Below are 26632 nucleotides of genomic sequence, written 5' to 3'. Positions count from 1 at the left end.
CAAAATGGCAACAGCCCCTATTGACACCATATTCCCTTAATACTATTTCGATTTGCTGCAGGCAGATTTAAAGAATCCAATACCTAAATTAGCGTGCACCCTTGCCCCACAAAATAACTTCCACAGTGCTCATCATGATTGTTAAATCCAGAAACAGGCTGTAGTTTTTGACGTAATACAAATCAAATTGTAGTTTTTGCCGGGTATCGTATTCGCTGGCGCCATAGGGGTAACACAGTTGTGCCCAGCCGGTGATGCCAGGTTTTACCCTATGTCTTTCTTTATAATAAGGAATATTCTCTTCGAAACCTTTCACGAATTCAGGTCTCTCTGGGCGCGGACCGACAAAACTCATATCGCCTTTTAATACGTTTAGCAGTTGCGGCAGCTCGTCGATCCGATATTTACGAATCACTTTGCCGACGCGGGTGACGCGATCATCGGTTTGGCTAGCCCATTGCGCGCCATTTTTTTCAGCATCGATACGCATACTCCGAAACTTGATGACATCGAAGGGTATGTCTCGGTAGCCGACACGCTTTTGCCGATAGAAAACCGGTGCACCAAAACCGCTTTCGATATAGATTGCCACCATAGTGAGGATCATCAGCCACCAGCTTACGGAGAGCAGCATCAGGCTGGCTAAAATATCGAAGCTGCGCTTTACCATGGAGCGTAGACCCCCACTCACAAAACCATCCGAAAACATCAACCAGCTCGGGCTCAGTGCCTCGAGAAAAACCAATCGTTGCTCTCGCTCATAGAAGGTTTGTAGGTCCATGATCTGCACGCCGGACATTTTGATATCCAGCAGCTCTTCCACCGGCAATTTTTTTCTCCGATCATCGACAGCGATGACTATTTCATCGACGTTGGCGGCTTCTACAATATCGGTTAGTCGAATTTTTTCGTTGAGAGCTATTGCATGGGGCACACTTATCGGTTCGTCTTCCAGCGTAATGTATCCGACTATTTCAAAGCCTCTGTATATGTAGCTGGAGTTAACGACGCTGAGCTCGCCCGCCCGTTGACCGCAACCCACCACCAATACCCTGCGTTTTAAATTGTCCAGATTGACGAAGCGATAAAACAAATAACGCGTTAACAGCAAGCCTACAAAAGAAAAAATAATTGCGGAAATCAAGACGCTGCGTGCCAGCATCAAGTCCGGAATGATGTAATAGATGAAAGCCAGTATAAAAACCGCAACGGCAAAGCTGAAACTGATGCGCTGAAGAATATTGTATTCTTCTTTATCCAGGGTTTTTCGGTACAAGCCCAAGCCGGAGCAACTGGCTATGAATACGATGGAGTAAACCGCAGCAGAGGCCGCAAGCTCGGATTGGGAATACCAGGACGCTGTGTATAAAAATCTTAGGCCCGCGCCGCAATACATGGCTAGGTAAAACACCAGCGATTCCGCCATAAGCAACCACAGGTAGGCGGTGGAAATGTAATGTCGAAAAATTCTTATCATATAAGGCTACCGCTTGACTCCTGGATAATAACTATTTGACGATAGTCTGGTTTAAAAGCGTCTTGATATGTTCAGCGGGTATTGCGTAGGTAATCCCGCTGGGATTGGATATTGCATTTTCTTTACTGCCCTGTACAAACACCTTGTTAATGATACCAATAACTTTTCCGGAATTGGTGTCGTACAAAGGGCTGCCGCTGTTGCCGGGATAGGCTGTGGCGTCTAATTGAAACACATCGAAAGGGGTCTGTAGCCGCTTCAGCATGTTGACATTTAGCTGCCGAGTCGCGATTGCCGGTATGGCATTGGGCGAAATAGCCGCAATAATGCTGCGGTGGGTGACTGGATACAAGCCAAGTACCATGCCTATCGGATAACCGGTAAATGCATACTGCTCGCCCTCCCTCACTCTCAGGGAGTCACCAATTTCCAGTGCCGGTAAGGCGCCGCCGTCTACCGTTAACAACGCCAGATCGTGATCTTCGTCAGTGGCGGCCAGATCGGCAATTTGCATCTGTTCTTTTTGCTGATGCCGATAAAACACCGCGTAACGCTCTAGGTGTTCAAGGTCCAGTTTTTTTGCCGTAACGTGAGCGTTGGTGACTACCTTTCTGCCATCGGCAACAGCGAATCCGGTGCCTAGGAAAACCGCGCGCGGATTCCGGGTCGGCATATAGGTGCCAATGGCTACTATCCCGGGTTTGATACGGGCGAGAATGTCGGGTAGGTTAACTTCGTCGGCATGGCTGGTGGCGACGGTGGATAGTCCGATAGATAGCGCCAAGAGATAAAGTGTCTGTTTTTTCATGGCTGGAGGATTTATGGGTCCTTAATTGGCATAGCTTGCAAAGTTTAGTCTAACTTAGCATGAATGCGGTCGGCGTCGTGAATTAACAGTTATTGACACATGGGTAACAGACAGGCATTGGCTTAAATGGCGCGAAATCTTGGCCTGGAATATTTACCGAGTAAAATTATATACCGAGTGAACTAGTTGGTTTCTTATGTGTCTTTGCTAGCGGAGATAGTGACCCAATGTCCGGTAGTGTCTGATTCGATATATCAGGCGGTTTGAGATTCAAAAATACAGATCGCTGGATTCGGTTAAAACGCTACCGGTTTTTTTGTGGTTAGATTAGACCTTTTCTCTTTCAAAATGGTTGTTCCTCCAACATAAAATCTCCGCTCCATCCGGTTTCCAATCCGCCAATACGTAACGTTTTGCAGGCGCACCATCCAGTATAAATTCGTGTAATTTGGGACGGTGTGTGTGCCCATGAATCAATGTGCAGCAGGCATACTTACGCAGCGATTCGAGTACGGTATCCTGGTTGACATCCATAATATCCAGAGCTTTGCCGCGTTTATGGTAATAGCTGCGGAAACGATACCAACGTGCTGCTATCAGCCGCAGCCACAAGGGTTTGGAAAGCACATTGTGTTGCCATTCCGGGCTGTGCGATTTAATGCGAAAGGCCTGGTAGGCCAAGTCGTCGCTACAGAGTAAATCGCCGTGGGTCAGTAAAATCCGCTGACCACTCAATTCAATAGTCGCATATTCGTCCAAGAAACGGATGCCGGTTTCCTGACAGAAATTTTGACCCAGCAGAAAATCGCGGTTGCCCTGTAGCAGAAAAATCTCGGTGCCGGAGTCGGCAAGTTGTTTGAGGGCTTTTTTGATGGCCGGGATAGGCCGAGTATTGTCGTCGTCGCCGATCCAGGCATCGAACAGATCGCCAAGGATATACAGCGATTTTGCTTTGATGGCGCGGTGCTGCAAAAAGCTTAAGAAACGCCGGGTGATCTCCGGTTTTTCCAAAGCCAGATGCAGGTCGGATATAAATAGTACGTCTTGTTTCACGTCTTGAAACAGCGGCTTCCGCCTTGAGTCTGGTGGAAGCCGCCAACTGTCATTCGATAACTTCGGCTTTATCGATAACTATGTCGGTTTTTGGTACGTCCTGATGCGGGCCGCGATTGCCGGTGGCTTGTTTGGCCATGGCATCGACTACATCCATGCCTTCGATAACTTCACCGAATACCGCATAACCCCAGCCGCTGGGGCTTGGGCTGGTGTGGTCCAGAAACGAGTTATCTTTGTAATTGATAAAAAATTGCGCGGTAGCGGAATGCGGATCGTTGGTGCGAGCCATCGCCAAAGTGCCTCGCTTGTTTTTCAGGCCGTTATCCGCTTCGTTCTTGATGGGCGCATTGGTTTCTTTTTGCTTAAAGGAGCTGTCGAAACCGCCGCCTTGTGCCATAAAGCCGGGGATAACCCGGTGGAAAATGGTGCCCGAATAGAAGCCCTGTTTTACATAGCCCAAAAAGTTGGCGGCGGAAAGCGGCGCTTTTTCGTCTTCGAGTTGAATGACGACGTCGCCCAGTGAAGTGGTTAATTTGACTTTGCTATGTGTGTTGGACATTTTATTTTCTGTTGCAAATGAAAGGGTTGAGAATAAAAACAGCATCAGGTAAACCAGGGTGGTGCGCATTAAAAGCTCCTTAATCTCGCTGCAAGCCGCGAATTCTATGTGTTTTTATCTTGAAAGAGAAGCCAAAATCTTGATAGATTGCCAGATGTTTCGCTGCATCCATTTATTATCGTCATGCTGAAAATCTACAACACGCTAACCCGAAGTAAGCAAGAATTTTTTCCCAAACAGCCAGGTAAAGTCGGCATGTATGTCTGCGGCATGACGGTTTACGACTATTGCCATATCGGCCATGCGCGGGTAATGGTGGTGTTCGATACGGTCGCCCGTTATTTGCGGCATGCCGGTTATCAGCTTACCTACGTAAGAAATATTACCGACATCGACGACAAAATTATCCAGCGCGCCAACGAGAATGGCGAGGCGTTTACCGCGTTGACCGAACGCTTTATCGAGGCAATGCACGAAGACGAGCAAGCCTTGTCGGTGCTGCCGCCGGATATCGAACCCAAAGCCACGCAATCCATCGCCGACATCGTTAAAATGATTTCGACACTAATCGAGCGCGAGTTTGCTTATGTGGGCAGCAATGGCGACGTGTTTTATGCGGTAAACCGCTTTGACGGATACGGCAAATTGTCCGGTAAAAATATCGATGATTTGCAGGCCGGCGAGCGGGTTAATGTCGATACCGCCAAACGCGATCCGCTGGATTTTGTGCTGTGGAAAATGGCCAAGCCCGGCGAGCCGTATTGGGATTCGCCGTGGGGGCAGGGTAGGCCGGGTTGGCATATCGAATGCTCGGCAATGTCCACTTGTTGTCTGGGTAATCATTTCGATATTCACGGCGGTGGCATGGACTTGCAATTTCCGCATCACGAAAATGAGATCGCCCAGTCGGAAGGCGCCACCGGCGAACCCTTCGTCAATTACTGGATGCACAACGGTTTCGTGCGGGTCAATGAAGAAAAAATGTCCAAATCCCTGGGCAATTTTTTCACCGTGCGCGAGGTGTTAAAGCAATATAGGCCGGAAGTCATTCGCTTCTTCATCCTCTCCAGCCATTATCGCAGTCCGCTGAATTATTCCGATGAGCAACTCGACGACGCCGGCGTGGCGTTGACGCGTCTTTACACTGCCTTGAGAGGTGTCGAGATTGTCGAGGTGACCTTTGATGCCGACTACCGTTTGCGGTTCGAGCAGGCTATGGACGACGATTTCAACACGCCGGTGGCCTTGGCGGTGTTGTTCGATCTGGCGCGAGAATTAAATAAAGCCGAAGATAAAACTGTGCTGGCGGCGACTTTGAAGCAGTTGGCGGCTACTTTGGGCTTGTTGCAAGAAAGTCCCGACAGTTTTCTGCAAGGCGGCGCAGCGGCCGATGGCCTGAGCGAAACCGAAATTGAACAGCTAATCGGTGCCAGAAAAGCGGCCAAAGCCAGCAAAGACTGGGCGCAAGCCGACCAAATTCGCGATCAATTGAAGGCGCAGGGCATTGTTTTGGAGGATGTCGCGGGCGGTAATACCATTTGGCGCCGAGAGAATTAAGGGGCTGGCGATGAGCGAGATCAAAGATAAATCAGTAGAAACATTTCTGGACGAACTGGCCAGCAAGCAAGCTACGCCCGGCGGCGGTAGCGCGGCAGCGGTGATGGGCGCGCAGGCGGCGGCCTTGACAGGCATGGTTTGTAACCTGACCATCGGCAAACCCAAATACGCCGCAGTAGAAGCGCAGATGAAGGCCTTGCTCACAGAATCCGAAGCCTTGCGGCAAACCTTGATCGGCATGATCAAGGCGGATGTCGATGTGTTCGACAAATTGATGGCTTGCTATGGCTTACCGAAAAGCACTGACGAAGAGAAAATCCTGCGCACAGCACAAATCCAGGTGGTGTTGAAAGAGGCCACCTTGGTGCCTCTGGAATGCGCTAAAGCCTGCGCAAAAGCAATAGAGTTGAGTAGGGTGGCTGCCGAACACGGTAATCTGGGCGTGATCAGCGATGCTGGCGTCGCAGTGATGGCAGGCTATGCCGGATTAAAAAGCGCCGCGCTAAATGTGCAAATCAATGCCGCGAGTTTGAAGGACAGGGAGTTTGCCGAAGTCCAGCTCGCCGAGCTGGATACCTTGTTGAAAGCCGGCGAAAAGGCCGCCGAGCAAATTTATCGGATAGTCAGCGAAAAGCTTTAAGAAAACCTCTAAAATCCTTTGTGCCTCCGGGAGAGGAATAGAGGGAGGGATGTAAATAATTTATTTTAATTCCCTCATCCCAACCTTCTCCCAGAGGGAGAAGGAGGTTTTTAAATTTTATGCCGCCTCCTTTTTTGCGTAAGGGGCAATTTTTATCGATCGCACGGCCTAGCTAAATCTGCTTAACGTTGATATTCAAAGTCTGAATCCGATAAGCAATCTGCCTAGGCGTCATATCCAGCAGTCTGGCAGCCTTCGCTTGCACCCAGCCGCTTTGCTCCAGCGCGGCGATCACACGTTCCCGCTCATCCATATTCTCGTCGTGTAAATCGATATGTTTGATCGATTGCGGGGTGCGGCTGATGCCGATTTCATTTTCCAGACCGGTGCTGGCGATTACGTCGCGGTCGATAATGCCTTCCTGGCTCATGATCGCCGCGCGTTCCAAGCGGTTTTCCAACTCGCGGACATTGCCGGGCCAATCGTGCTTCATCAAAATCCGGATTGCGCTCTCCTTGATTTCAAGTGGCCGGCCGCCTTGTTGACGGGAAATCCTGTTCAACAGAAAGCTGGCCAGTTCGGGGATGTCCTCGATACGCTCACGAAGCGGCGGCATATTAATGGGCATCACGTTCAAGCGGTAATACAAATCCTCGCGGAAATTGCCTTCCGCTACTTCCTGTTCCAGATTGCGGTTGGTGGCGGCAATAATGCGGACGTTTACTTTCAGGGTGCGGACGCCGCCGACCCGCTCGAATTCGCCTTCTTGCAGCACACGCAATAACTTGGCTTGAAAAGACGCGGAAATCTCGCCGATTTCGTCGAGAAATAGTGTGCCGTTGTCCGCCAATTCGAAACGGCCCTTACGTTGGCCGATTGCGCCGCTGAAAGCGCCTTTCTCGTGGCCGAATAATTCGGATTCCAACAATGTGTCGGGCAACGCGGCGCAGTTCAATTTAAGAAACGGGCCGTTGGCACAGGCCGAATTAAAGTGTATCGAGCTGGCGACTACTTCCTTACCGGTGCCGGATTCGCCGCGAATCAACACCGTGGTATGCCATTTGGCAACCTGGCGGATGATGTCGAACACTTTCAGCATCGGTTCGGAATGACCTATGATGTTCTCGAAACGGTAATTTTTAACCAGCGTTTGTTTTAAATAATCACGTTCGCTGGCCAGTTCGTTTTGCTTGCGTTCCATCACGCGCAACATGTTCACACTTTGGGCGATCAGGTTGGCGACCATCTCCATGAAGCGCGCGCGTTCGCCCAAAAAAGTCGAGGTACAAGGCTGCGCGGCCAAAATGCCGACCACTTCACCTTGCTCGATAGCTAGTGGGGAGCCGATAAACGGCAAATCCGGGTTGTAGACGCCTAAACGGCTGAGGAAGCGTGGTTCGTCGGCAATACGTTCCACGACGATAGTACTGCCTTCGTCGAGGATCGCGCCGACCAGCCCTTCGCCCGGTTGGTAGCGCACCGAGCGGTCTATGCCGTCGCCATAAATCTCGCAAATGCTCATGCTGTCGTCATCGACGTCGCGTAGCGTAATCATGCCGAAATGCAAGCCGTTACGCTTATGCAAAATCTCCAGAATACCCTTTAGTTTGGTACGTAAATCATGCGTGCTATTCAGCAATTGACTGACGAGAAATAGGGTATCCAGTTCGGATTCAACCAGTAATAAACGATCACTCATGGATGTTCACCATGGCTAGGTTTTTTTGACAGGGAAAGCGGACTTTAAAGCTACAGCCGTTTTTATACTGCGGGTCGATTTCTATCATGCCGTTATGCTGATTGACGATTTCCTTACTCATGACCAGTCCCATGCCGGCCTGGACGCCGGCGGTGCTTTGATTTGTCGTAAAAAACGGTTCGAACACCTTGCTCCGTTGATTGGCGGGTATGCCGGGGCCGGAATCGGCTACCGACACGCACACCCAATCATGCTCGATGGTCGTACTGATTTTGATGATGCGTTCCTGGCTGCTGGCTCTGTTCATGGCGTTGACGGCATTGTCGATCAGCTGTTTGAACAACATGCGTAACTTGTTCTCTGCGCCCAGAATATGCGGCAATACCGGATTTGGCAGCCAATCCACCACGATGCCGTTCGCCAAAAACTTGGTGCTATACAGCAACATGACTTCGTGCAACAGCTGATTCAAGTTGACAGGCACCACCGCGGACTCCGGAATTTCCGGCACACAGCGTTGTAAGGTGGCGAGCGTTTCTTCTCCCATTTTTTGCACTTGGCCCAACAGGTCGCGGATCGGGCTGTTGTTGGCATCGTTGCGTTGCGTCATGATTTGAATCGCCGCGTTGATTTGGTTCAAGGGTTGGCGAATCTGATGCATTGCCCCCAACAGGGTTTCGCGGATGCTGCGGATATGCTCCTCTTCGGCCAGCATGGTGCGCAGAGTCTGAATTTGCAGCTTTTCCTGCTGGCGGCGCAAGGGACTGATGTCGTTAATGGTCAACAATAAGTAGTCTTTGGATTGTCTGGCGAAGAAGGTGTCGGCGCAGACGTCGTTCTCGATAAACCAGTTCCCTGAACAGGAAAACCAGCGGGTACCCTTGAGCCCGGAACTTTCAATCCGCACTTCGCGATTGGTGAAACCTAGTTGCCTGTCAATGTTTTCGCCCCATAAATCGCCCATGTCTTGTTCCAGAGCCTCCAGGAAAAATAAAGCGGGTTCCTTCTTGTCCAGTTCGCTGATCAGCATTTTGTACATCTGATTGTCGAGGACGACGCGTTTGTCGTTATCCAGAACCACCATTGCTACTGGGGAGGCGTTCAATACCGATTCGATCAGTTGTTTTTGATTGTTGACCTGCTGTTCCGCGTAATGCGCCTGGGTGACGTCGCGGTGCATACCTATGTAGTGGCTGATGGCGCCGCGGTCGTCGAACATGGGCGCGATGATCAGATCAGCTAAATAGCGTTGGCCCATTTTTTGCCGATTGACTAGTTGACCGTGCCAAACCTGTTTGCGGGAAATGGTGTGCCACAAATCGTAATAGATTTGTCTAGGGGTGGACTTGTCGGACAGCTCGGATTCGTTCTTACCAAGAATTTCGGCGGCGTTGTAGCCGGTTACATCGGTGAAGGCTTGGTTGATATACAGGATGTTGGCTTTTTTATCGGTAATCGAAATGGCCACCGGCGCCTGCTCCACAGCCTTAACGAATAAGGAAAACGGCAGAGTTTTAGAGGCTTTCCCGCCTTTGAGCGGTTGCCCGAGAGCATTTAAGGCTGGCGATAGCATATCGGCCGTTTCAATCTCAATCTGGCCTTGCAGGTAGTCAGGGGTGGATTTGGTCATGGCAAATGGTTCTCGCGTGTTTTTCTAGGCTTAAGTTGGAAAACTACATGCAATTTGAGAGCCAAATGCGTTTCGGCTTAGCTGCTGTTGGAAAATCCCGGCTATTTGTATGGTTTACGACAAATTTTAGCGGACTTGTTTCAGCTCTGTGTTTTTTAGGACAGAGATGTTGGCGCTAAATCCCCCGGCTTTGCACTAAATCGGGGAGTTGTGGGGTTTTCACAGCATTGGCATAAATGATGCTGTCTTGTTACAAAACACCGGGTCTAAAACGATGAGCGAATACTTACTACTGATATTGGGTACGGCCTTGGTCAACAATGTCGTGTTGGTCAAGTTCTTGGGATTATGTCCGTTCATGGGAGTTTCCAACAAGCTGGATACCGCATTGGGCATGGGTTTGGCAACCACGTTTGTCTTGACCCTGGCCTCCGCAGCCAGCTGGGTGTTGGAGCATCGCTTATTGATTCCGTTCGATATCGGATTTTTGCGAGTGCTGGGTTTTATTCTGGTGATCGCCGCAGTGGTGCAGTTTACCGAGATGGTGATACACAAAACCAGTCCGGTCATGTACCAGGTTTTAGGGATTTTTTTACCGCTGATTACGACTAATTGCGCGGTTTTGGGTGTGGCGCTTCTTAACATCCAAGAGAAATACAATTTCGTGCAAAGCCTGCTGTTCGGCTTTGGTTCGGCAATGGGTTTTACCCTGGTGATGGTGCTCTTCGCCGGTCTACGTGAACGCTTAGCGCTCATGGCAGTACCGGCGCTTTTTTCCGGCACCCCCATCGCATTTATCACCGCCGGCATACTGTCGCTGGCGTTTATGGGATTCGCGGGGCTTTACAGCAAATAAGAGGCACATCATGTACGTTTTATCTGCCATTGTTATTTTGACATCGCTAGGATTGTTGCTGGGCGTGGCTTTGGGGATTGCCGCCAAATATCTGAAGGTGGAATCGGACCCATTAATAGAAACCATCGAGGCCTTAATGCCCGGTTCGCAATGCGGGCAGTGCGGCTTTCCCGGCTGCCGGCCAGCCGCCGAAGCGCTGGTGTCGGGTGCGGCGCCTGTAACATTGTGTCCGCCAGGCGGTACGTCTCTGGTCGAACAACTCGCCAAATTACTGGGCGTTGATGTCGATTTAAGCCAAACGCAAGATCAAGAAGCAATGGTGGCTAGGGTTAGCGAAGAAACCTGCACCGGCTGTACCCGTTGCTTCAAGGTTTGTCCGACCGACGCCATCGTCGGTGCACCAAAACAGATCCACGCGGTGGTGGCGGATGCCTGCATCGGTTGCAAAAAATGCGTGGAAGTATGTCCTACCGAATGTCTGCAAATGCACCCTGTTGAAGTGACCTTGCGCAACTGGCGCTGGCCCAAACCGCTGGCCGCTTGAGACGGAGGCACCTATGTTCGCCTTGTTCGAGAATCCCCGTTTGCGCGGCGGCATCCATGCCGAAGAGCACAAATCCGAAACGTCTCCGCTCAGCATCGTTACCGATTTTCCATTACCCAAGAAATTGTATATTCCGGTGCAGCAGCATGTCGGCAAGCCTGCCGAGCCGGTGGTGAAAGTCGGAGAGAAAGTGCTGAAGGGACAATTGCTGGCCTATAGCCAAGGCACCATTTCGGCGCCTGTGCATGCACCAACATCGGGCGTTATTGCCGATGTGAAGGATTTTCCGGCCCCGCATCCGTCCGCGTTGCCGATTCGTACCGTGGTGATTGAAAGCGACGGTAAAGAACAATGGGTCGAACTGATTGTTCCGGAAGACCCGTTTCAACTCGAACCGGAAGAGATTTGCCAACGCGTCGGGGCTGCCGGTGTGGTGGGTTTGGGTGGCGCGGTATTCCCGTCGGCGGTCAAACTCAGTTTAGGCCGTAAAAACAAGATTCATACCTTGCTGATCAACGCCGGCGAATGCGAGCCATATCTGACTTGCGACGACCGCTTGATGCAGGAGCGCGCCGAACAAATCGTTGCCGGTATTAGGCTGATGTTACGCGGCATGGATGCGCCCAAGGCCTTGGTGGGTATCGAGGATAATAAGCCCGAAGCTTTCGCCGCCATGCAGGCGGCCAGCCTGAATTTTGCCAATATCGTCGTGGCACAAGTGCCGACTCGCTACCCGATGGGCTGGGACCGGCAAATGTTACGTTATCTGACCGGCCAGGAAATTCCCGCCGATGGCCGGGCTACCGACATCGGCGTGGTGGTGCACAACGTCGCCACCGCCTTCGCTGTCTATCAAGCGATATGTCTGGGTCAGCCCTTGATTAGTCGAGTGGTTACGGTCTCCGGCGCAGCCGTTGCCAAACCCAGAAATGTGGAAGTGCCCATCGGCACCTTGATGTCTGAAGTGTTGGCATTTTGCGGTTTGGAGAAATCGAAAATGGCCCGCTTGGTGATGGGTGGACCGATGATGGGCGACGCGCTGCCTATCGCCGAAGTGCCGGTTGTCAAAGCCTGTAATGGTATTTTGGCCTTGGCCGCTGCCGATATTGATGAACCTCCGGTTCAGCCTTGCATTCGTTGCTCCAGTTGTGTGACAGCTTGTCCGGTGGGTTTGTTGCCGTTGGAAATGGCCAGCCGCATCAAAGCCAACCAGCTAGACTCGGCGGTCGATTTGGGACTAAAAGACTGTATCAGTTGCGGTAGTTGTTCGTATGTCTGCCCCTCGAATATTCCCTTGGTGCATTACTTTAAATTTGCCTCCGGCGAGTTAGTGAAGCGGCAACAGGCAGAACACAAGTCCGAACAAACCAAGCGGCTAATCGAAGATCGCAATGAACGTATGGAGCGTGCCAGACTGGAAGCCGAAGCCGAAGCTTTGCGTGCCCAGGAAGCCCGGGCCGCTCGACTGGCTGCCGCACAACAGGCGCAACAAGCGCCAGCAGAGGAAACCGTATGAGTAACAAACCGATTAGCGGACCTCACGTCGCGGCTACCCGCCGCGTCGACCAAATCATGCGCTTGGTCATTATCGCTCTTGCGCCGGCCACGGCCTGCGGTGTGTTGTTGTTCGGCTGGCCGGCTTTGTATTTATTGGCGGTGACTGTGCTGTCGGCGATGGCTTTCGAAGGCTTGTGCTTAAAAATGAAAGGCGTGGCGGCGATGCCCTATCTGCGCGACGGTTCGGCGATAGTCACCGGCTTATTGGTGGCGATGACCTTACCGCCTTGGGCACCATGGTGGATAGGCTTAGTCGGCTCGGCGCTGGCGATTGTCCTGGGCAAGCACGTCTACGGCGGCTTGGGGCAAAACCTCTTCAATCCGGCCATGCTGGCCAGAGTGGCTTTGCTGATTTCTTTTCCTATTGAGATGACCACTTGGGCCAACGTATCGCCGCTGCTGACTGGGCCCGGCGTGATCGATAGCTTGGCGATAACCTTTGGCGGCCTGGAGAATCCCGATGCGGTGACCGGGGCCACCACGCTGGGTTGGGTAAAGACCGAGTTTTCGCAAAATCGGTTGCTGCCCGGCAGTTTGATCGAATATTCCGGTCTTTTGGCTTTTCTTGGCTGGGAGCGCGGTAGTTTGGGGGAAACCTCTTCGGTCTTGTTGTTGGCCGGCGGCATCTGGTTGATGCGACAGGGGGTCATAAAATGGCATATTCCGGTCTCGTTGCTGCTGAGTATATTTGTCATGTCGGCGGTTTTTCACACCTGGGATAGTCAGCACTATATGGGACCTTGGGTGCATTTGAATTCCGGTGCGGTGATGCTGGTGGCATTTTTTATTGCTACAGACTACGTGACGTCGCCGAACACGCCTCTAGGCCAGGTAATTTTCGGCGCCGGCTGCGGTTTGCTGATTTTCGTGATCCGCTCTTGGGGCGGTTATCCGGAAGGCACCGGTTTTGCGATTTTATTGATGAACGCAGTCACACCGTTGATCGATCATTACATTCGTCCGAGAATTTATGGCCGCTACCGTAACGGCAAGCCGCTCGATATTTCCAATACCTGAGACCGGCTATGAATTCCGAACCCGTTAAATCACCTCCTAAAGTGAACCAATATGTGGAGTACGCCTTGCGTACCTTGAGTAACTTTAGGCAAAAACTGGCCGTGTGGCTGGAACCTGGAAATTTGGAGCAACTGCGGCCGCTATTACAGTATCAGGCCGGCGTTCTGGGTGGATTCGCACTGTTGGCGGCAGTTTTATTAGGTGTTGCCGATCTGGCGACGCGCGGGGTAATTGAGCTGCGCTTGCAGGAAGATCTACAGGCTAATCTGGAGCAGGTGGTTCCAGCGGAACTTTACGATAACAATTTGCTGAAAGACAGCGTGCTGATGCCTTCTGCCGACGCCAATCTTGGCGCGGAGCAAACTGAGGTCTATCTGGCTAAAAAGGCAGGGTTGGTTAACGCGGTCTGTTTTAAATTCGTCGCGCCTGACGGTTATGCCGGGCCGATCAGCTTGGTGATGGGGATCGATAGCAAAGGTGAAATCCTCGGCGTCCGAGTTATCGCGCATGTCGAGACGCCGGGTTTGGGTGACAAGATTGAAGTGACAAAATCCAAATGGGTTCTGTCCTTTAATGGCAAATCCTTGAATAACCTGACTGTCGAGCAATGGGCGGTAAAAAAGGATGGCGGGGTATTCGATCAGTTTAGCGGGGCGACGATTACGCCGCGCAAGGTCGTGCAGGCAATCAAGCGGGGATTGGAGTTTTATAAGGTGCATCAGGCGGAGTTGTTGGGGGCTGGTTGATTGGCGGTGTGCTGAGTTCCCTTGAAGGGATTTGGAATATTTGGAATTTGCGAATCATTTTTAAGGTGTTGCGGTCGCGACGGATTTAGTTGAATCGGGTTCTCGCACCCGAAGGCGAGATACTTTCTTTTGCTCCGCCAAAAGAAAGTATCCAAAGAAAAGGCGGCCCGGATGCCGCTTCGATCCTGCGCTCCGTAGCGTTTATCGAGGGTCGGCAGAAGGGGCTTCCCAGCCCCTCCGCCGACGCGCCGCTTCCTTGCGGCGCCCCTTCGGGCTGTTCTCGATAAATGCTACGGTGCTCGGCGCGGCATACGGGGTGTAAAACCTCGCTCGATACCAAGTTTGCTGAGTTTTTTGGAGAAACTATCATGAATCTTTCGATTCTGTTTTCAGAACAATATAGAAAAATCGCCCGCGACGGCCTGTGGGACAATAACGTGGTGCTGACACAGAATCTGGCCTTATGCCCGTTGCTGGCGGTAACCGGGACGGCGACCAACGGCTTGGGTATGGGCTTGGCGACTATGGTGGTGATGGTGGCATCCAATGCCGCCGTGTCGGTGAGCCGGCATCTGATTCCCTCGGAAATCCGTATCCCGATTTTCGTGTTGTTGATAGCCGCGTTGGTGACCTTGGTGGATATTTTTCTGAACGCCTGGATGCACGAATTGCATAAGGTGCTGGGCTTGTTTATCCCTTTGATTGTTACCAACTGCGTCATTCTCGGCCGGGCCGAAGCCTTTGCCTCCAAACAACCGGTGATGCCGTCGATGTGGGACGGCTTGATGATGGGTGTGGGCTTTACCGCAGCCATGGTGGTGTTGGGCGCGATGCGGGAGATTAGCTCGGCCGGCACGTTGTTCGCCAACGCGTCGGTGCTGTTGGGCGAAAGTTTCCGGTTTCTGGAAACGACCTTGATTCCGGAATACAAAGGCTTTTTGTTGATGGCCTTGCCGCCGGGCGGTTTCATCATGCTGGGTTTCATGGTGGCGCTGAAACGGTTGTTGGACCGGAAAGCGGCGGCTAAAATTACCGAACCTACCGTTATTGATACGATTGTCTTGGAAGAAGGGGCGTAAACTATGAATGTGGGTGTATGTTATGCGCAGGCGGACAGGCAAATCTGGTTGCGGTTGGAGGTGCCGGAAGGCAGTACCATTGCCGAAGCTATCGAATTGTCCGGCGTGTTGACGCAGTATCCGGAGATTGATCTGGAGAGCCAAAAGGTCGGGATTTTCGGTAAACTGGCAAAATTGGATGCGCCGGTCAAGGAAGGTGATCGCGTGGAGATTTATCGTAAAATCACCGCAGATCCCGCGCAAGTCCAGCGGAGGCGGGTGGCTTAGCCTATGTACGTTTGTGTCTGCAAAGCGGTAACCGACAGTCAACTTGATGCCGCTATAGACAGCGGTTTATGCTCGCGGAAACAGCTGGTTAAGTGTTTCGGCGTCGGTGGCGATTGCGGTAAATGTAACAAGGACATCGCGCAAATTTTGGATCGAAAAAATGCATGTCGGCTAATGCAGGCTGCCAATGATGCACAACTAATCACTAAAACCCGGGAGATTTGACATGCAAGGCGATAAAAAGGTTATCGAATTTTTAAATAAAGCACTAGAAAACGAATTAACGGCCATCAATCAATATTTTTTGCACGCCCGGATGTTCAAAAATTGGGGCTTTCAAAAGCTGAATGAAAAGGAATATCACGAATCGATTGACGAGATGAAACACGCCGATCAATTGATCGAGAGGATCTTGTTTCTGGAAGGCTTGCCTAACCTACAGAGTCTGGGCCGATTGATGATAGGCGAAAACCCCAAGGAAATGCTGGAATGCGACCTTAAATTGGAACATCTGGCCTTGCCGTTATTAAGAGATGCGATTGCTTATTGCGAAAGCATCAACGACTACGTCTCCAGAGAGTTGTTCGAGCATATTCTGGAAAATGAAGAAGAGCACGTCGATTGGTTGGAAACCCAGATGGACCTGATCGAAAAAGTCGGCATTCAAAACTATCTGCAATCGCAGATGTAAATATACGCAAGTTAAAAACTGTACGGGGCCGATTGCCAGCCCCGTTCGGATAGTAAGCCCCGGCAAGCCTGTAGTTATTCCCACGGCTATAAAGCCAGCCCCGCTAGTCAGTTGTCACTAATGGGATAGATTTGGGTTCCGGTACAGTGCTCAATATTGGGTCAATGGGTATAGTATCGTTGGTGTCTTCATGTCCTTTGTGCTTTCCTGATAATCCGTTAACTGCAATCAGTGGTCCAAGATCGCTGAGAAGTTTGTGGGGGGCTTGGACGATTGGGACGCCAATCCTCGCCCGATGGTCTTTTTGAAGTACACCCCAGTCGGTTACATCACCGTCTACAGTTATGCTCGCCCTGAGGTTAAAACATAGGGGCGGCGGGTGTCCAACTTTCATAGATGTTCCCTGATGATGAATGAGCTATCCTTAGCGGTATTACAATATCGATGCCAAGGGCTGTAGGCCTTGGTTTGGGTCGTTTTTGGTTAAAATGGCCCGTAATACGCTGACAACACCGAAAACATTGATAGGAATTTATGCCGCAAAGTGCTTTTACGCTGGAATCGTTGCTGGAAACTCATGATCTGCCGCTGATCATAATCGGCGCCGACTTACGTATCGTGGCAGTGAATCGCGCTTGGGAACATAGTTTTGGCGTCATGCGCCAGAATCTGGTCGGTCAACCGTGCTGCGTCGAAAACCGCAATTGCCGCCACCAGCGCTTGTTTCAGACTCTGGAAGCCTACGCAGGTATCTTTGCCGACAGCAGCGATGCCAGTTCCCTGCGCTCATTCAGTGCGCGCGGTTTTCCGTTGTTGGATGCCGATGCCACCTTGTATTTGGGCGAAACACTGACCGTATTAAAAAAGTCCGCGGCTAAAGGCGACGAGGCTCCGGCCATGATCGGTAAGTCGGCGGTGTTTGCTCAATATAAAACTCGGCTGCAACAGGCGGCCGATACGCAAGCACCGGTATTATTGCTTGGCGAAACCGGCACCGGTAAGGAATTGGCCGCCGAATTCGTGCATAGCCATTCCAGGCAGGCGGATGGCGATTTTGTGATTGTCGATTGTACGATTCTTGGCGAAGAGTTATTTGAAAGTGAATTGTTCGGGCATGAAAAGGGCGCTTTTACCGGTGCGACATCCGCGAAAAAAGGCTTGTTCGAATTAGCCAATAATGGCACCTTGTTCTTCGATGAGATTGGCGACCTACCGCTATCGCAACAGCCTAAGTTATTGCGAGCCCTGGAAAGCGGTCAATTTCGGCGGGTAGGCGGCACGGCGATGCAAAAAGCCAATGTCAGAGTGGTGTGTGCTACACATAGAAATTTAGCCGACATGGTCAAAGCCGGTCGGTTTCGCGAAGATTTGTTCTACCGGTTGTCGGTGTTTCCGGTCGAAGTGCCGCCACTGCGGCAGCGTAGACAGGATTTGCCCTTATTGATCGATCATTTTTTAGCACAGTTGAACACGGACGCCGATAGCGGCTATGCGATTACGCAATCGGCCTTAATCAAGCTTATCCAATATGCCTGGCCCGGCAATATCCGTGAACTGAGAAACTGTCTGCAACTGGCGGCCGGCTTGTGTAAGGATAAGAGCATTCAAGAAGCCGACATTCATTTCATGCAGCGCCAAGCGGGTGTTGAGCCGGCCGCTGCCAGTGAGGCAAGTGGCGATGCGCATCCCTTACCGATTAACAGTATGGCGCAGTTCGAGGCGGAGTTTATCAATAGTTTGATCAGCAAGTATCAAGGGAATCGCAAATTGATAGCGGCGGAAATGAATATCAGCGAACGAACGCTGTACCGTAAGCTTAACCGACTCAATCTGAATTAAGTGGCGGAGCAATGATGGAATCCAACCTGATAAACTGGACGCTCGACAATATTGGCAGCCGGCAACGCAATGGTTTAACCCCGCCGCGCGACATGCGCGAGACCATCGCCCAGATTAAAGCCTTGCCGCCTTTGCCCGGCAGCGCGCTGCGCATATTGAATCTGATCGCCGATCCTGGTGCGGATGCCCGTAAATTAGCCGACATCATCGAACTTGATCCCTTGCTGACCGCGCAAATTACCCGCTGGGCCAGTTCAGCTCTATACGGTTATCGAGGCCAGATCACGACTGTACATGATGCGATTACCCGTGTGTTGGGGTTTGATTTTGTATTGGATTTGGCTTTGGGGTTGGCGGTGCTGGCACCGTTGAAATCGCCCAAGGAAGGGCAGATCGGTACGCGGATGTTTTGGACCCATGCCTTGGCCAGCACCCGCTTGATGGCGCAGTTGGCCGCCGTTATGCCGGCCGCCGCGAGGCCGGAGCCGCAAGCCTTGTTTTTATCCGGCTTGATGCACAATATCGGATTCCCGTTATTGGGGCATCGTTTTCCTGAGGAATTTAGCTATCTGAGCGGCTTGATCAACGCCAATCCCAGTCTGGCGATTTTTAATCTGGAAACCTTTGCCTTCGGCCTCAATCATGCCGAAATCGGCGCCTGGCTAATGAATGTGTGGTCCATGCCGCGCATGATCACCGATATTGTCTACCACCATCACAACCCATGTTATCGCGGTGAAAACCATCAACTGAATTTGTTGACGTTTTATAGCGATTGTCTGTTGGGACGCTTAGGAATAGGTGATGCGGTGAATCAGATTTGTCCGGAAGACGTGCCGGAATTACTGGGTTTGGATGAGGCTGTTTGTCTGGAAATACTCGACAGCCAGAATGACGATTTAGTGAAAATTCTGGCGACTGCGGAACAACTTACCGATTGAATTACTGCCATTAGTACCGAACCCATCGTGAATTGGGCGCCGTCAGATTATTCAGCGCCACTACGCGCGTGCCGTCTGCTGAAGCAGATGAAAACTTATAGGCGCTGATTAATTACAAATTATCCGGCGCCTATCCAGTCGACTGAGTGTTTAGTCACGCAAAATTGCATTGCGGCGGTCCGATTGTTTCAGAATTCCGCCCAATACCCACATCTGATACATGGATACAGTCCACATGAAAGCGAAGGATACGCCCAGGCCGGCGCCGGCAAACAGCACCAACAAGGCAAAGTGGGGATTGAGTTTAGTTAACCACCACGAGGCGATGTCTATCAGTAGAAACAAATAAGGCATCACAATAGCCGGGTATTTATATTTGCACGGCACACCGGTACTGAAGCTGAAAATGATGCCGACAAACATAAAAATGAAGCTGATACCGAACAAATGGATGTGCGACAGCCGTGTCAGCGATTGAAAGGTTGCGCCTTCATTGGATTCCGTCAGCTTTTTTAAGTTTTCGAACTTGGTGAAATCAGGCAGCGAACCGGCGTTGGCGCCATGGCAGCCGGTGCAAAATTGCTCGACGATGGGTTTAATTTCCTTGTTGTAAACCGCTTCGTCGCCCCCATCCCTGACCCATTGAATGATTTTGAAACGCTCTTGTTCCGGCGCGTTGTATTTCATCGAACCGTTTAGTTTGGATTCCAATACCGAACCGGAGCGGTCGCCATAGTAGCTGTAAACAATATCGTCCATCGACAAACCGAATTTGCCGTCGGCCATGCCGTGGGTAAACAAAATCTGGATTAATGCCATCAAATAACCGGCGGCTATCGTGGTCAGATAGCCGGTGAACAGCAGTTTGATCGAGAGGCCGAAACTGATCAGATTAGCGCCTTTGTAGGCATATTTAACGGGTGTTTCGTTGCGATCAGACATAGGTGCAATTCCGGGTTGTTGGGGATGTTATCGCTTCGAGCAAGGCTTTAAGCGGGAGGCAAAAGCCTTGCCTCCCAAGCCAAGCATATTACTATTTTTTGATGTTTTGGTAGTAATAACCCAGTTCGCTGATTTCTTCGTCGGTTAAGGACTGCGAGATGATGCGCATCCGGCTGTAAATGTCGTTGTGACGTGTACCGTCCTTAAACGCATGCAGTGTGGCCGAGATGTAATCCGCATTTTGGCCGCACAGGGCTGGAATGTCGACTACTTGGCCCTTACCGTCGCCGCCGTGACACACTTCGCAAGGCGGTAACACCCGTTCGCTACTGCCGCCTTTAACCAGAGTTTCGGCTTTTTCATAGACCATCACAGTCTTTGATTGGAACGCTGGCGTTTGCGAGCCGAACCATACCGCCAAATCGGCAGCGTCTTGTTTACTCAGGGTTTTAGCCAAACCGGACATCATCGCGTTATCTCGACTACCGTCGGCGTAATCCTGCAATTGCTTGTACAAATACGTCGGCAATTGCCCGGCCAGCGACGGGAAAGCCGCCGAGGTACTGATGCCTTTTTCGCCGTGACAGGCGTTGCAAGTCTTGGCAAGTTCTTCGCCTTTTTGCGGGTTGCCGGCTTTCACGAAATTTAACTGATCGGCGGTCCAGGCGACTTGCGAGGAAGGCTGTGCAAACGCCGCGCTTGGCAGCAATAAAACTGCGCTTATAATGAGTTTTTTCATGATCAGACCCCCCATCTGCCTGAACCAAAGGTTTCCATCAAGAAAAATTGCAGGATCGGATAGCCGAAGGCAATCAGCATGAACACGCCGATGACGATGTTCCATAAGGTGAAGCTGTTCAGATAGCCGGGCAAGTCTTTGACCGCGTGTATCGGTTCCGCATATTCCACCTCGCCTTGATAGCTTTCGCTACCGAGATGAGTTTTATACAGGTTGTAAATCAGCATGCCGGCGGAAACCACCAGAATCAAACCACCGAAAATCATGGTCACTTCGTAGGGTTCCCAGGAAATGGTTAACAGATTGTTGTAGTTAACGCTGTCTATGCGGCGTGGTTGACCCAGCAAGCCCAGGATATGCCATGGGGTGGTCATGATGACCATGCCGATAAACCAACTCCACAGTTGGGCAATGGCCATTGATGGGCAAAACAGCGGTTTGCCGGCCAAAATCGGCCAGAAATAATAGGCGATACCGAAGTACATGATGATGGTGGTGCCGCCGAAGATCAGATGGAAGTGCCCGGAAATCCAAGCGGTGTTATGCACCATCGCGTTCATCGCATAGCTGGCGTTGACCAAGCCGCCGAAGCCGCCGAAGATCAACATCAACAACCCCAGAATAATCGCCAGTACCATCGGGTTGTTCCAGGGCAGGGCGGCAATCCAGCCGAACAAGCCCTTACCGCCGTTGAGTCGGCCGGCGATTTCCAGCGAGGCTATGACGGTAAAGCCGGTGATGAACGTCGGTAGCGTAACCACAAAAGTGCCGACCGCATGCAGGATTTTCCAGCCATGCGCTTGTTCCGGATCCATATACAAGTGATGGAAGCCGATAGGCAAACTAAATACCACCAACAAAATGAACGCCGCTCTGGCCATCTCGTCGCTGAACACGAAGCCGCCGGCTTGCTTGGGCACCAGCGTGTAAAACGCAGTGTAGGTAGGAATCAGCCAGAAATAGACGATGGGATGCAAGGTCCAGGCAAACAAGGTACGCGCCAGCCCTGCATCGATAGTATCGATCCAGCCCAAGGCCCAGGGAATCAACTGAAACAACACTTCCACGGCAACGCCGGCACTGGTCCATAACCACAGGATCGCATTGGCGGTGGTGGCGAACATCGCCAGCGGCACGGGTTGCCCCGGATTGGCCTTTTTCCATTGCATGTACATCACAATCATCGACACGCACCAGAACCACGAGCCCACGACCAGCAAGGTCGCGCCGATATAAAATATCGGATGGGCCATCAGCGGCGGATAAAAGGTGAACAGCACTGACGCTTGACCAAGTAGTAGCGGTAAGGCTGCCAGTACCACGCCGGTCAGCGCGACGCCGAAGCCGGTCCAGGCAAAAGTCTTATTCCAGACGGGCAATCTCAATGTGGTGTTGGCCACATAATAGCCAAAGCCCATGATGAAAAATGTGGTGAGCACAAACCCCATTAACACGCCGTGGGTGCTGACCGACGCATAATACACTTCCCGCGATTCTAAAAAGCCGAAGAAGCCGCTACGCTCGATGACCTGATACAAGCCCATCACCGCGGCCAGCCCAAAAGCGCCGAACGCCACCCAGAAGTGAGTAAGCGCCAATTTTTTTTCCGCTGCGTTATCCATGATTCGCTCCCCCTTGAGTATTGAGCGCATCCCACTGCGCTTTGCTGACCACCTTGATATTGCTCCACATATGCGCATGGCCCATGCCGCAATATTCGTTACACAGCAGCGGATAGTCGCCGGCATGATGCAACACGGTGCTCACTTGCGCGACATAGCCCGGCACGATCATCGTGCTCATATTACTCATTGGCATATGTACGCCGTGGATCACGTCCAGGCTTACCCAGCGGAAGGTAATCGCGGTTTCCGCCGGCAAGGTCAGGTCTTTCGGATAAAAGCCGTAACGGCCAGCCACCATGCGCACGGTGACGCTACCATTGGGATTGCGTTCCACCCCAAGTTTATCTTCGGCGAATTCAGCGGATAAATGCAGTTTAGCGGAGTCTATGGTTTCGACGTTGCTCGGCGCGTGAATGCCGTGAAAAAACGCCGACCCCAAAATGACGGTCACAAATAAGCCGGCTATCCCCAAGGAGATACCGGCCCAGTTTTTTTCCAGTTTATCGATATGCATATAGCCTCCTTAACCAATATGGCCGCGAGGCAAAAATATACCGTAGTACATTAATAGCCACGCCACGACCATGCCGCCGCCGACTATCAACATCAGCGCCCAAGTGCCGACCGGTGAGCTTTGCAAAATTTTTTGACGTTCTTCTTCAGAGAGATTGTTCATATCCTTCCTTCTTGTATGCGTTTTGATAGGAATTATGTTGGCAACCAACCGCATGAACAGCACCGGCTTCGTCATTCTTACTGATGACTTTACCATCTGATTGCTGGGGTAATCATACCCTTAGCGCCGGGCTAATCGAAAGCGATAAATCAATGTTATTAATTGTTTGCGGGAGGATTAGCCGAAAGCTCGTCGAGAACACACTCTGCATTTAACGGGATGAGGAATATGTTGGGGGCAGAGGTTTTGTTGATGTACCTAGTAAAACTGCGCGGCTGGAAATCTCTGATGTGGGTGTCAAAATGCCAAAAAACTGGTGTTGACGGAATCGGCATGTCACTATTTGGTGCAAATAGATAGTTCGACCCTATAAAAATTACCAGGACCCGCAGGCATGACAAACCAAAAAAGTGCCTGCAAGAGTCTGTGCCGAATCACTAACCAGCGATAGCCACAATGAATCAGCCCATCGATGAATTTCAAGAAACTCCGCCCCGCCATGTGAAATATCGATTACTCGGGTTTTCGAATGCTGCGTTATTGCTGGCGGCTTGTAACTTTGTGATCTGGTTATTTATTTTATTTCCCATCTATGCCGCTACGGATGGCGTGTCCAACAGCGACGGCTTACGCTTCTTAATTGTGGCCTTTATCGTGATGGATCTGGTTGGCTTAGGATTAGCTTCCGTGGCGATGTTCAAGTCGAAACTCCGAAAAACCATGGCTAACTACGGATTCGTACTTAATGTTGCGATGATAGGTTTAAATCTTTCGGTATTTCCGTTTTAAGGCGTTGGCAATCCGGCTAAATGCGTTCGGCGATATGAAATCAGTCAATCCTTTGCAGCTATGCCACAATAGGCAGTTGGAATCATGTGTGTTTGTAAGCGAGGCTTGATAGAGCAAGAGTGTGCGCTTCGGCCCATTAATAGAAACCGGTAAAGTGTGCTCTTTGGTTGTTAACATGCCGATTTTCCCTTAGCGGTTTTTCGCGAATGAACTGTGGCGCACAAAGGATTTCCAGCGTGGTACTTACTCAATAATTATTATTAGCGACGGTTTGTCCAGGAGCAAATATGCGAACAGTTAAATTTAAAAAAAATGTGGTCATTTTTCTAGTGGCGGCCGCTTTTTCGGCTTTTAATCCAGCGCTTGCCGAAACGGTGGGGGCGGACCATAAGGATGCTCATCAAGAACACAAGAGCCTGGATTGGCCGGGGATTTATACGGGCCTAACCCCTTGTGCCGACTGCATCGGCGTGAAGACCACGCTGGCTTTGAACAAAAATGGCAGTTATCTGCTGATGACCCAATTTCTGGGGAAATCGGAACGGGAGTTTACTGAAAAGGGCAAGTTTGCCCCGGGCGACAAAGCCAATACTCTGGTTTTGACGCCAAAGAACGGCTCAACTTCGCAGCAATATCTGGTTGAAAAAGATGCGTTGATTCAGTTGGATAGCAGCGGCAACCGGGTTACCGGCAAACTTGCCGATCGCTATATGTTGCGTAGAACCAGCGTCACCGATACGCCGCCCGAACATTCCGGGCATTGATTTAACCCTTAAACCGGGTGGCTGCATGTGCTAGCGGCCACCCGGACATTAGAACTGTTATATCGATTTCTGCTGGTTTTTGCGCCGAAAATAGACAATGGCCAAAAGTACAGTCAAGGCCAACGCGCCCAACATGAAGCGCGGTTCTACAACTTTCACCGAATGATTTTCGTCTTTGAATTTGAATTTGGCGAGTACGCCCAAGGCTGGGTCGGTAATGTCAATGGCAATCGACTTGGCGGCAAGATTTAAAAATTGCACTTCGCTGCCATCGAATGGCTTGTTATTGCGGGTATCGTTGCTGACCATGCCTGGATACAGGGGTGTTTCAGCAAGTTGAGAGATACTTAGCTGCTTGACGATTTCTTGCTCGAGCTCGCGAGTGGTTTTACCGTCGGTTTTGATATGAATCGGTTTTTGGTCGTCTATCTTAATCTCGATTTCCCCTTGCGAGGCGGTGAGGGCTTTTTTTGAACTAAAACCGTCCAGATATTCCACATCCGCACTGAACACCAGATCAAGAGCCACTTGCACGCCGTCGGCGTTGAAGTTTTTATCGGCAAGATCGAAACGTAAGCCCTGGTTGCTGTAATCTCTGACCGTTACCGTCGTCAACGAATAACCGTTTTTGTTGGCGATGATCAATTCAGCTTGTTCCGGTGGTTGAGTAATGGTGATGCCGCGCCAATTCGGATCGAGCTGAATCATGCCGTCCTTCATCGATGTGAGCAGTTTTTTCGTGACCGCGTAAGGCTGAGTTGCATCATCAAATTTATGTGCATTTAAAAAGCTCAAGCCCGTAGAGCGATACAGCTCACCATCGTCGATACGCCATTCCGCCGTGTATGAAAACAGCGAATCGCTGGTTCTTCTGGGCATGCTGGTATGAATGCGCAATTTATCCTGCTCTGCCGGCGTAGTAAGTGCAAAGGCTGATTGGACAAAAACACCCGACGAACATAATGTCAGAATGATGGCGAGATTGGATCGTTTCATCGTGGTTCCAAGCAAAAAAAAATTTACGTTAGCATAATGCGGCGTAAATGACACAACCTTTGATTGGTCGGACGTTAACGCTGCTAATTTGCCGTGTTTGCCAGTGCTGATAATTTGCGGAAAACTAAGCTGTGCTTGCCTGTATTTGCTCTGAAAAGGAGGCAATTTATTTGGTCGGACACCTGGTTTTTCGGGAGCCGAAAGCATTTCACCGCTTGAAATAAGTTTTCAAGGAAAAAATAGGGTTATTGATGCCTGCAAATTCCAGGTATCAAGTGTTCAAGTATATGAACTGTATTACAATCCGAATACGCTGGGTGGCCCGGTTACTGCGTACTGAATCCGCCCTGTGTTAAATCAATAAGTTGCCAGCAGGGTATCGGTAAAATCCGAAGAGGGTAGAAGTGGACGAATCGATAGGGAGTAGAAATAGTGGGAACTAGAATTTTTCCGCTAAATTGTTCAAAAAATTAATAGATTAATAAGGAAATGCCGTTATGACATTAGATTCTCATGCTGCTAAATTAAAAGAAATGGCGGAGAAAATTATAGATTTTACGCCTCAAGAAATCAGTAGTATTACGCCGGAAGAAATTCAACGTTTATTTTATGATTTACAAGTTTATCAAATTGAGTTGCAAATGCAGAATGAAGAGCTGCAAAAAGCGCAATTTGAATTGTCCCGTTTAAATAATAAATTAAATTTTACCTACCATTGTGTTCCGGTTGGTATTATAACCCTAGATTATCAAGGCTTCATAGAACAAGCGAATCATACCTTTGCAGATATGTTGGGCTATAAAGCCAGTAAATTGCAGAAGACGCATTTTTCCAAGCTGATTTTCGAAGAAGACAAGAATATATTTATTCACCGTTTTGACGCTTTTTTCAAAGCGCCAGCCAATAAAAGCTTACAGTTGCGTTTGCAAGGGGATAAGAACTTGCCTCTCCCTGCTTTAATTAAAGGCAATGCGGATGACGGTAGCGATACGGCGAGCGAATCGTTCGATTTGAAATCGCGTAAATTAATTGTCACTATCACAAATATTAGCGACGTGATAACAGACACAAATAAGACTTGAGTATTCTGTTACAGCGTTGCAGGTAAAGTTGTCCACAGGCTTTATTAATTTAAACG

General features: G+C 50.5%; 28 protein-coding genes. 16 read left to right on the top strand and 12 right to left on the bottom strand.

Annotation, left to right across the window (positions count from 1 at the left end; translation table 11 throughout):
* Window positions 1–88: 88 nt before the first annotated feature.
* From A1332_RS18825 to A1332_RS18810, 4 genes are all read right to left on the bottom strand, one after another.
* The gene (locus A1332_RS18825) at window positions 89–1477 is read right to left on the bottom strand and encodes a TIGR03013 family XrtA/PEP-CTERM system glycosyltransferase (protein ID WP_064009961.1); all 1389 of its coding nucleotides are present in this window, start codon (window positions 1475–1477) and stop codon (window positions 89–91) included.
* A 31-nt stretch (window positions 1478–1508) separates the two neighbouring features.
* On the bottom strand, window positions 1509–2285 hold the full coding sequence (locus A1332_RS18820) for a S1 family peptidase (protein WP_064009960.1): 777 nt from the start codon (window positions 2283–2285) through the stop codon (window positions 1509–1511).
* A 327-nt stretch (window positions 2286–2612) separates the two neighbouring features.
* Complete coding sequence (locus A1332_RS18815) at window positions 2613–3338, bottom strand: UDP-2,3-diacylglucosamine diphosphatase (RefSeq protein ID WP_064009959.1); 726 nt, start codon at window positions 3336–3338, stop codon at window positions 2613–2615.
* 49 nt (window positions 3339–3387) lie between these two features.
* Complete coding sequence (locus A1332_RS18810; protein WP_064009958.1) at window positions 3388–3969, bottom strand: peptidylprolyl isomerase; 582 nt, start codon at window positions 3967–3969, stop codon at window positions 3388–3390.
* Window positions 3970–4083: 114 nt separating this feature from the next.
* Here A1332_RS18810 and cysS point away from each other — a divergent pair, with 114 nt between their 5' ends.
* On the top strand, window positions 4084–5457 hold the full coding sequence (cysS, locus tag A1332_RS18805; RefSeq protein WP_064009957.1) for a cysteine--tRNA ligase: 1374 nt from the start codon (window positions 4084–4086) through the stop codon (window positions 5455–5457).
* Between the two features lie 10 nt (window positions 5458–5467).
* Entirely contained in the window at window positions 5468–6097 is a 630-nt protein-coding gene (gene fchA, locus A1332_RS18800) for a methenyltetrahydrofolate cyclohydrolase (RefSeq protein ID WP_064009956.1), read from the top strand.
* A gap of 172 nt (window positions 6098–6269) precedes the next feature.
* Here the strand turns inward: fchA and nifA are convergent, their stop codons facing one another.
* Together nifA and nifL are read right to left on the bottom strand one after the other, a co-directional pair.
* Entirely contained in the window at window positions 6270–7796 is a 1527-nt protein-coding gene (gene nifA / locus A1332_RS18795; protein WP_020485085.1) for a nif-specific transcriptional activator NifA, read from the bottom strand.
* Window positions 7789–9426 carry a nitrogen fixation negative regulator NifL gene (gene nifL, locus A1332_RS18790; protein WP_082879780.1) on the bottom strand — a complete coding sequence of 546 codons (1638 nt, stop codon included), beginning with the start codon at window positions 9424–9426 and terminating at the stop codon, window positions 7789–7791. Before nifL ends, nifA begins: the two co-directional genes overlap by 8 nt.
* A 274-nt stretch (window positions 9427–9700) precedes the next feature.
* Here nifL and rsxA point away from each other — a divergent pair, with 274 nt between their 5' ends.
* From rsxA to A1332_RS18730, 11 genes are all read left to right on the top strand, one after another.
* On the top strand, window positions 9701–10282 hold the full coding sequence (gene rsxA / locus A1332_RS18785; RefSeq protein ID WP_026147191.1) for an electron transport complex subunit RsxA: 582 nt from the start codon (window positions 9701–9703) through the stop codon (window positions 10280–10282).
* Window positions 10283–10292: 10 nt separating this feature from the next.
* On the top strand, window positions 10293–10826 hold the full coding sequence (gene rsxB / locus A1332_RS18780; protein WP_020485088.1) for an electron transport complex subunit RsxB: 534 nt from the start codon (window positions 10293–10295) through the stop codon (window positions 10824–10826).
* A gap of 13 nt (window positions 10827–10839) precedes the next feature.
* On the top strand, window positions 10840–12342 hold the full coding sequence (rsxC, locus tag A1332_RS18775; RefSeq protein ID WP_064009955.1) for an electron transport complex subunit RsxC: 1503 nt from the start codon (window positions 10840–10842) through the stop codon (window positions 12340–12342).
* Window positions 12339–13400 carry an RnfABCDGE type electron transport complex subunit D gene (locus tag A1332_RS18770; RefSeq protein WP_064009954.1) on the top strand — a complete coding sequence of 354 codons (1062 nt, stop codon included), beginning with the start codon at window positions 12339–12341 and terminating at the stop codon, window positions 13398–13400. Before rsxC ends, A1332_RS18770 begins: the two co-directional genes overlap by 4 nt.
* Window positions 13401–13408: 8 nt before the next feature.
* Entirely contained in the window at window positions 13409–14146 is a 738-nt protein-coding gene (gene rsxG / locus A1332_RS18765) for an electron transport complex subunit RsxG (RefSeq protein ID WP_082879779.1), read from the top strand.
* A 368-nt stretch (window positions 14147–14514) separates the two neighbouring features.
* Window positions 14515–15225, top strand: coding sequence for an electron transport complex subunit E (locus A1332_RS18760; RefSeq protein ID WP_064009953.1), 711 nt, complete (start codon window positions 14515–14517; stop codon window positions 15223–15225).
* A 3-nt stretch (window positions 15226–15228) separates the two neighbouring features.
* Window positions 15229–15492 (top strand): RnfH family protein, encoded by a 264-nt coding sequence (locus tag A1332_RS18755; RefSeq protein ID WP_020485093.1) that lies wholly within the window; start codon window positions 15229–15231, stop codon window positions 15490–15492.
* Window positions 15493–15495: 3 nt separating this feature from the next.
* Complete coding sequence (locus A1332_RS18750) at window positions 15496–15717, top strand: (2Fe-2S)-binding protein (RefSeq protein ID WP_064009952.1); 222 nt, start codon at window positions 15496–15498, stop codon at window positions 15715–15717.
* A gap of 1 nt (window position 15718) precedes the next feature.
* Window positions 15719–16183, top strand: coding sequence for a bacterioferritin (gene bfr / locus A1332_RS18745; protein ID WP_064009951.1), 465 nt, complete (start codon window positions 15719–15721; stop codon window positions 16181–16183).
* Between the two features lie 534 nt (window positions 16184–16717).
* On the top strand, window positions 16718–18022 hold the full coding sequence (locus tag A1332_RS18735; protein WP_064009949.1) for a sigma-54 interaction domain-containing protein: 1305 nt from the start codon (window positions 16718–16720) through the stop codon (window positions 18020–18022).
* Between the two features lie 11 nt (window positions 18023–18033).
* A complete protein-coding gene (locus A1332_RS18730; RefSeq protein ID WP_082879778.1) occupies window positions 18034–18963 on the top strand; it encodes an HDOD domain-containing protein in 930 nt (309 codons plus the stop codon).
* Between the two features lie 150 nt (window positions 18964–19113).
* Here the strand turns inward: A1332_RS18730 and A1332_RS18725 are convergent, their stop codons facing one another.
* The 5 genes from A1332_RS18725 to A1332_RS25745 form a co-directional block, all read right to left on the bottom strand.
* Complete coding sequence (locus A1332_RS18725) at window positions 19114–19905, bottom strand: hypothetical protein (protein WP_064009948.1); 792 nt, start codon at window positions 19903–19905, stop codon at window positions 19114–19116.
* Window positions 19906–19996: 91 nt separating this feature from the next.
* The gene (locus A1332_RS18720; protein WP_064009947.1) at window positions 19997–20644 is read right to left on the bottom strand and encodes a c-type cytochrome; all 648 of its coding nucleotides are present in this window, start codon (window positions 20642–20644) and stop codon (window positions 19997–19999) included.
* 2 nt (window positions 20645–20646) lie between these two features.
* Window positions 20647–22266: a b(o/a)3-type cytochrome-c oxidase subunit 1 gene (locus A1332_RS18715; RefSeq protein ID WP_064009946.1), complete on the bottom strand. Its 1620-nt coding sequence runs from the start codon at window positions 22264–22266 to the stop codon at window positions 20647–20649.
* Entirely contained in the window at window positions 22259–22783 is a 525-nt protein-coding gene (locus tag A1332_RS18710; RefSeq protein ID WP_064009945.1) for a cytochrome C oxidase subunit II, read from the bottom strand. The genes A1332_RS18715 and A1332_RS18710 overlap by 8 nt, the downstream gene beginning before the upstream one ends.
* 9 nt (window positions 22784–22792) lie before the next feature.
* Window positions 22793–22945 (bottom strand): hypothetical protein, encoded by a 153-nt coding sequence (locus tag A1332_RS25745; protein WP_051669688.1) that lies wholly within the window; start codon window positions 22943–22945, stop codon window positions 22793–22795.
* Window positions 22946–23401: 456 nt separating this feature from the next.
* Here A1332_RS25745 and A1332_RS18700 point away from each other — a divergent pair, with 456 nt between their 5' ends.
* Entirely contained in the window at window positions 23402–23734 is a 333-nt protein-coding gene (locus A1332_RS18700) for a hypothetical protein (RefSeq protein WP_064009943.1), read from the top strand.
* 287 nt (window positions 23735–24021) lie between these two features.
* A complete protein-coding gene (locus A1332_RS18695; RefSeq protein ID WP_064009942.1) occupies window positions 24022–24498 on the top strand; it encodes a copper resistance protein NlpE in 477 nt (158 codons plus the stop codon).
* 57 nt (window positions 24499–24555) lie between these two features.
* On the opposite strand, the gene A1332_RS18690 is transcribed toward A1332_RS18695, so the two are convergent.
* Window positions 24556–25494 carry a hypothetical protein gene (locus tag A1332_RS18690; protein ID WP_064009963.1) on the bottom strand — a complete coding sequence of 313 codons (939 nt, stop codon included), beginning with the start codon at window positions 25492–25494 and terminating at the stop codon, window positions 24556–24558.
* Window positions 25495–25991: 497 nt separating this feature from the next.
* On the opposite strand from A1332_RS18690, the gene A1332_RS18685 reads away from it, so the two are divergent.
* On the top strand, window positions 25992–26576 hold the full coding sequence (locus tag A1332_RS18685; RefSeq protein WP_064009941.1) for a PAS domain-containing protein: 585 nt from the start codon (window positions 25992–25994) through the stop codon (window positions 26574–26576).
* Window positions 26577–26632: the final 56 nt, after the last annotated feature.

Source organism: Methylomonas methanica, from assembly GCF_001644035.1.
GTDB classification, from domain to species: Bacteria; Pseudomonadota; Gammaproteobacteria; order Methylococcales; family Methylomonadaceae; genus Methylomonas; species Methylomonas methanica_A.
The sequence above is the reverse complement of the archived record's forward strand: the minus strand, read 5'-3'. Positions and strand labels throughout refer to the sequence as shown.

Coding starts and splice junctions, on each gene's coding strand:
- fchA (WP_064009956.1), top strand. CDS start 5,468: ATGAGCGAGATCAAAGATAAATCAGTAGAAACATTTCTGGACGAACTG.
- A1332_RS18750 (WP_064009952.1), top strand. CDS start 15,496: ATGTACGTTTGTGTCTGCAAAGCGGTAACCGACAGTCAACTTGATGCC.
- A1332_RS18685 (WP_064009941.1), top strand. CDS start 25,992: ATGACATTAGATTCTCATGCTGCTAAATTAAAAGAAATGGCGGAGAAA.
- A1332_RS18735 (WP_064009949.1), top strand. CDS start 16,718: ATGCCGCAAAGTGCTTTTACGCTGGAATCGTTGCTGGAAACTCATGAT.
- A1332_RS18695 (WP_064009942.1), top strand. CDS start 24,022: ATGCGAACAGTTAAATTTAAAAAAAATGTGGTCATTTTTCTAGTGGCG.
- A1332_RS18825 (WP_064009961.1), bottom strand. CDS start 1,477: ATGATAAGAATTTTTCGACATTACATTTCCACCGCCTACCTGTGGTTG.
- A1332_RS18770 (WP_064009954.1), top strand. CDS start 12,339: ATGAGTAACAAACCGATTAGCGGACCTCACGTCGCGGCTACCCGCCGC.
- nifL (WP_082879780.1), bottom strand. CDS start 9,426: ATGACCAAATCCACCCCTGACTACCTGCAAGGCCAGATTGAGATTGAA.
- bfr (WP_064009951.1), top strand. CDS start 15,719: ATGCAAGGCGATAAAAAGGTTATCGAATTTTTAAATAAAGCACTAGAA.
- rsxA (WP_026147191.1), top strand. CDS start 9,701: ATGAGCGAATACTTACTACTGATATTGGGTACGGCCTTGGTCAACAAT.
- A1332_RS18690 (WP_064009963.1), bottom strand. CDS start 25,494: ATGAAACGATCCAATCTCGCCATCATTCTGACATTATGTTCGTCGGGT.
- A1332_RS18810 (WP_064009958.1), bottom strand. CDS start 3,969: ATGCGCACCACCCTGGTTTACCTGATGCTGTTTTTATTCTCAACCCTT.
- A1332_RS18820 (WP_064009960.1), bottom strand. CDS start 2,285: ATGAAAAAACAGACACTTTATCTCTTGGCGCTATCTATCGGACTATCC.
- rsxG (WP_082879779.1), top strand. CDS start 13,409: ATGAATTCCGAACCCGTTAAATCACCTCCTAAAGTGAACCAATATGTG.
- cysS (WP_064009957.1), top strand. CDS start 4,084: ATGCTGAAAATCTACAACACGCTAACCCGAAGTAAGCAAGAATTTTTT.
- A1332_RS18760 (WP_064009953.1), top strand. CDS start 14,515: ATGAATCTTTCGATTCTGTTTTCAGAACAATATAGAAAAATCGCCCGC.
- A1332_RS25745 (WP_051669688.1), bottom strand. CDS start 22,945: ATGAACAATCTCTCTGAAGAAGAACGTCAAAAAATTTTGCAAAGCTCA.
- A1332_RS18755 (WP_020485093.1), top strand. CDS start 15,229: ATGAATGTGGGTGTATGTTATGCGCAGGCGGACAGGCAAATCTGGTTG.
- A1332_RS18720 (WP_064009947.1), bottom strand. CDS start 20,644: ATGAAAAAACTCATTATAAGCGCAGTTTTATTGCTGCCAAGCGCGGCG.
- rsxB (WP_020485088.1), top strand. CDS start 10,293: ATGTACGTTTTATCTGCCATTGTTATTTTGACATCGCTAGGATTGTTG.
- rsxC (WP_064009955.1), top strand. CDS start 10,840: ATGTTCGCCTTGTTCGAGAATCCCCGTTTGCGCGGCGGCATCCATGCC.
- A1332_RS18730 (WP_082879778.1), top strand. CDS start 18,034: ATGATGGAATCCAACCTGATAAACTGGACGCTCGACAATATTGGCAGC.
- A1332_RS18710 (WP_064009945.1), bottom strand. CDS start 22,783: ATGCATATCGATAAACTGGAAAAAAACTGGGCCGGTATCTCCTTGGGG.
- A1332_RS18700 (WP_064009943.1), top strand. CDS start 23,402: ATGAATCAGCCCATCGATGAATTTCAAGAAACTCCGCCCCGCCATGTG.
- nifA (WP_020485085.1), bottom strand. CDS start 7,796: ATGAGTGATCGTTTATTACTGGTTGAATCCGAACTGGATACCCTATTT.
- A1332_RS18715 (WP_064009946.1), bottom strand. CDS start 22,266: ATGGATAACGCAGCGGAAAAAAAATTGGCGCTTACTCACTTCTGGGTG.
- A1332_RS18725 (WP_064009948.1), bottom strand. CDS start 19,905: ATGTCTGATCGCAACGAAACACCCGTTAAATATGCCTACAAAGGCGCT.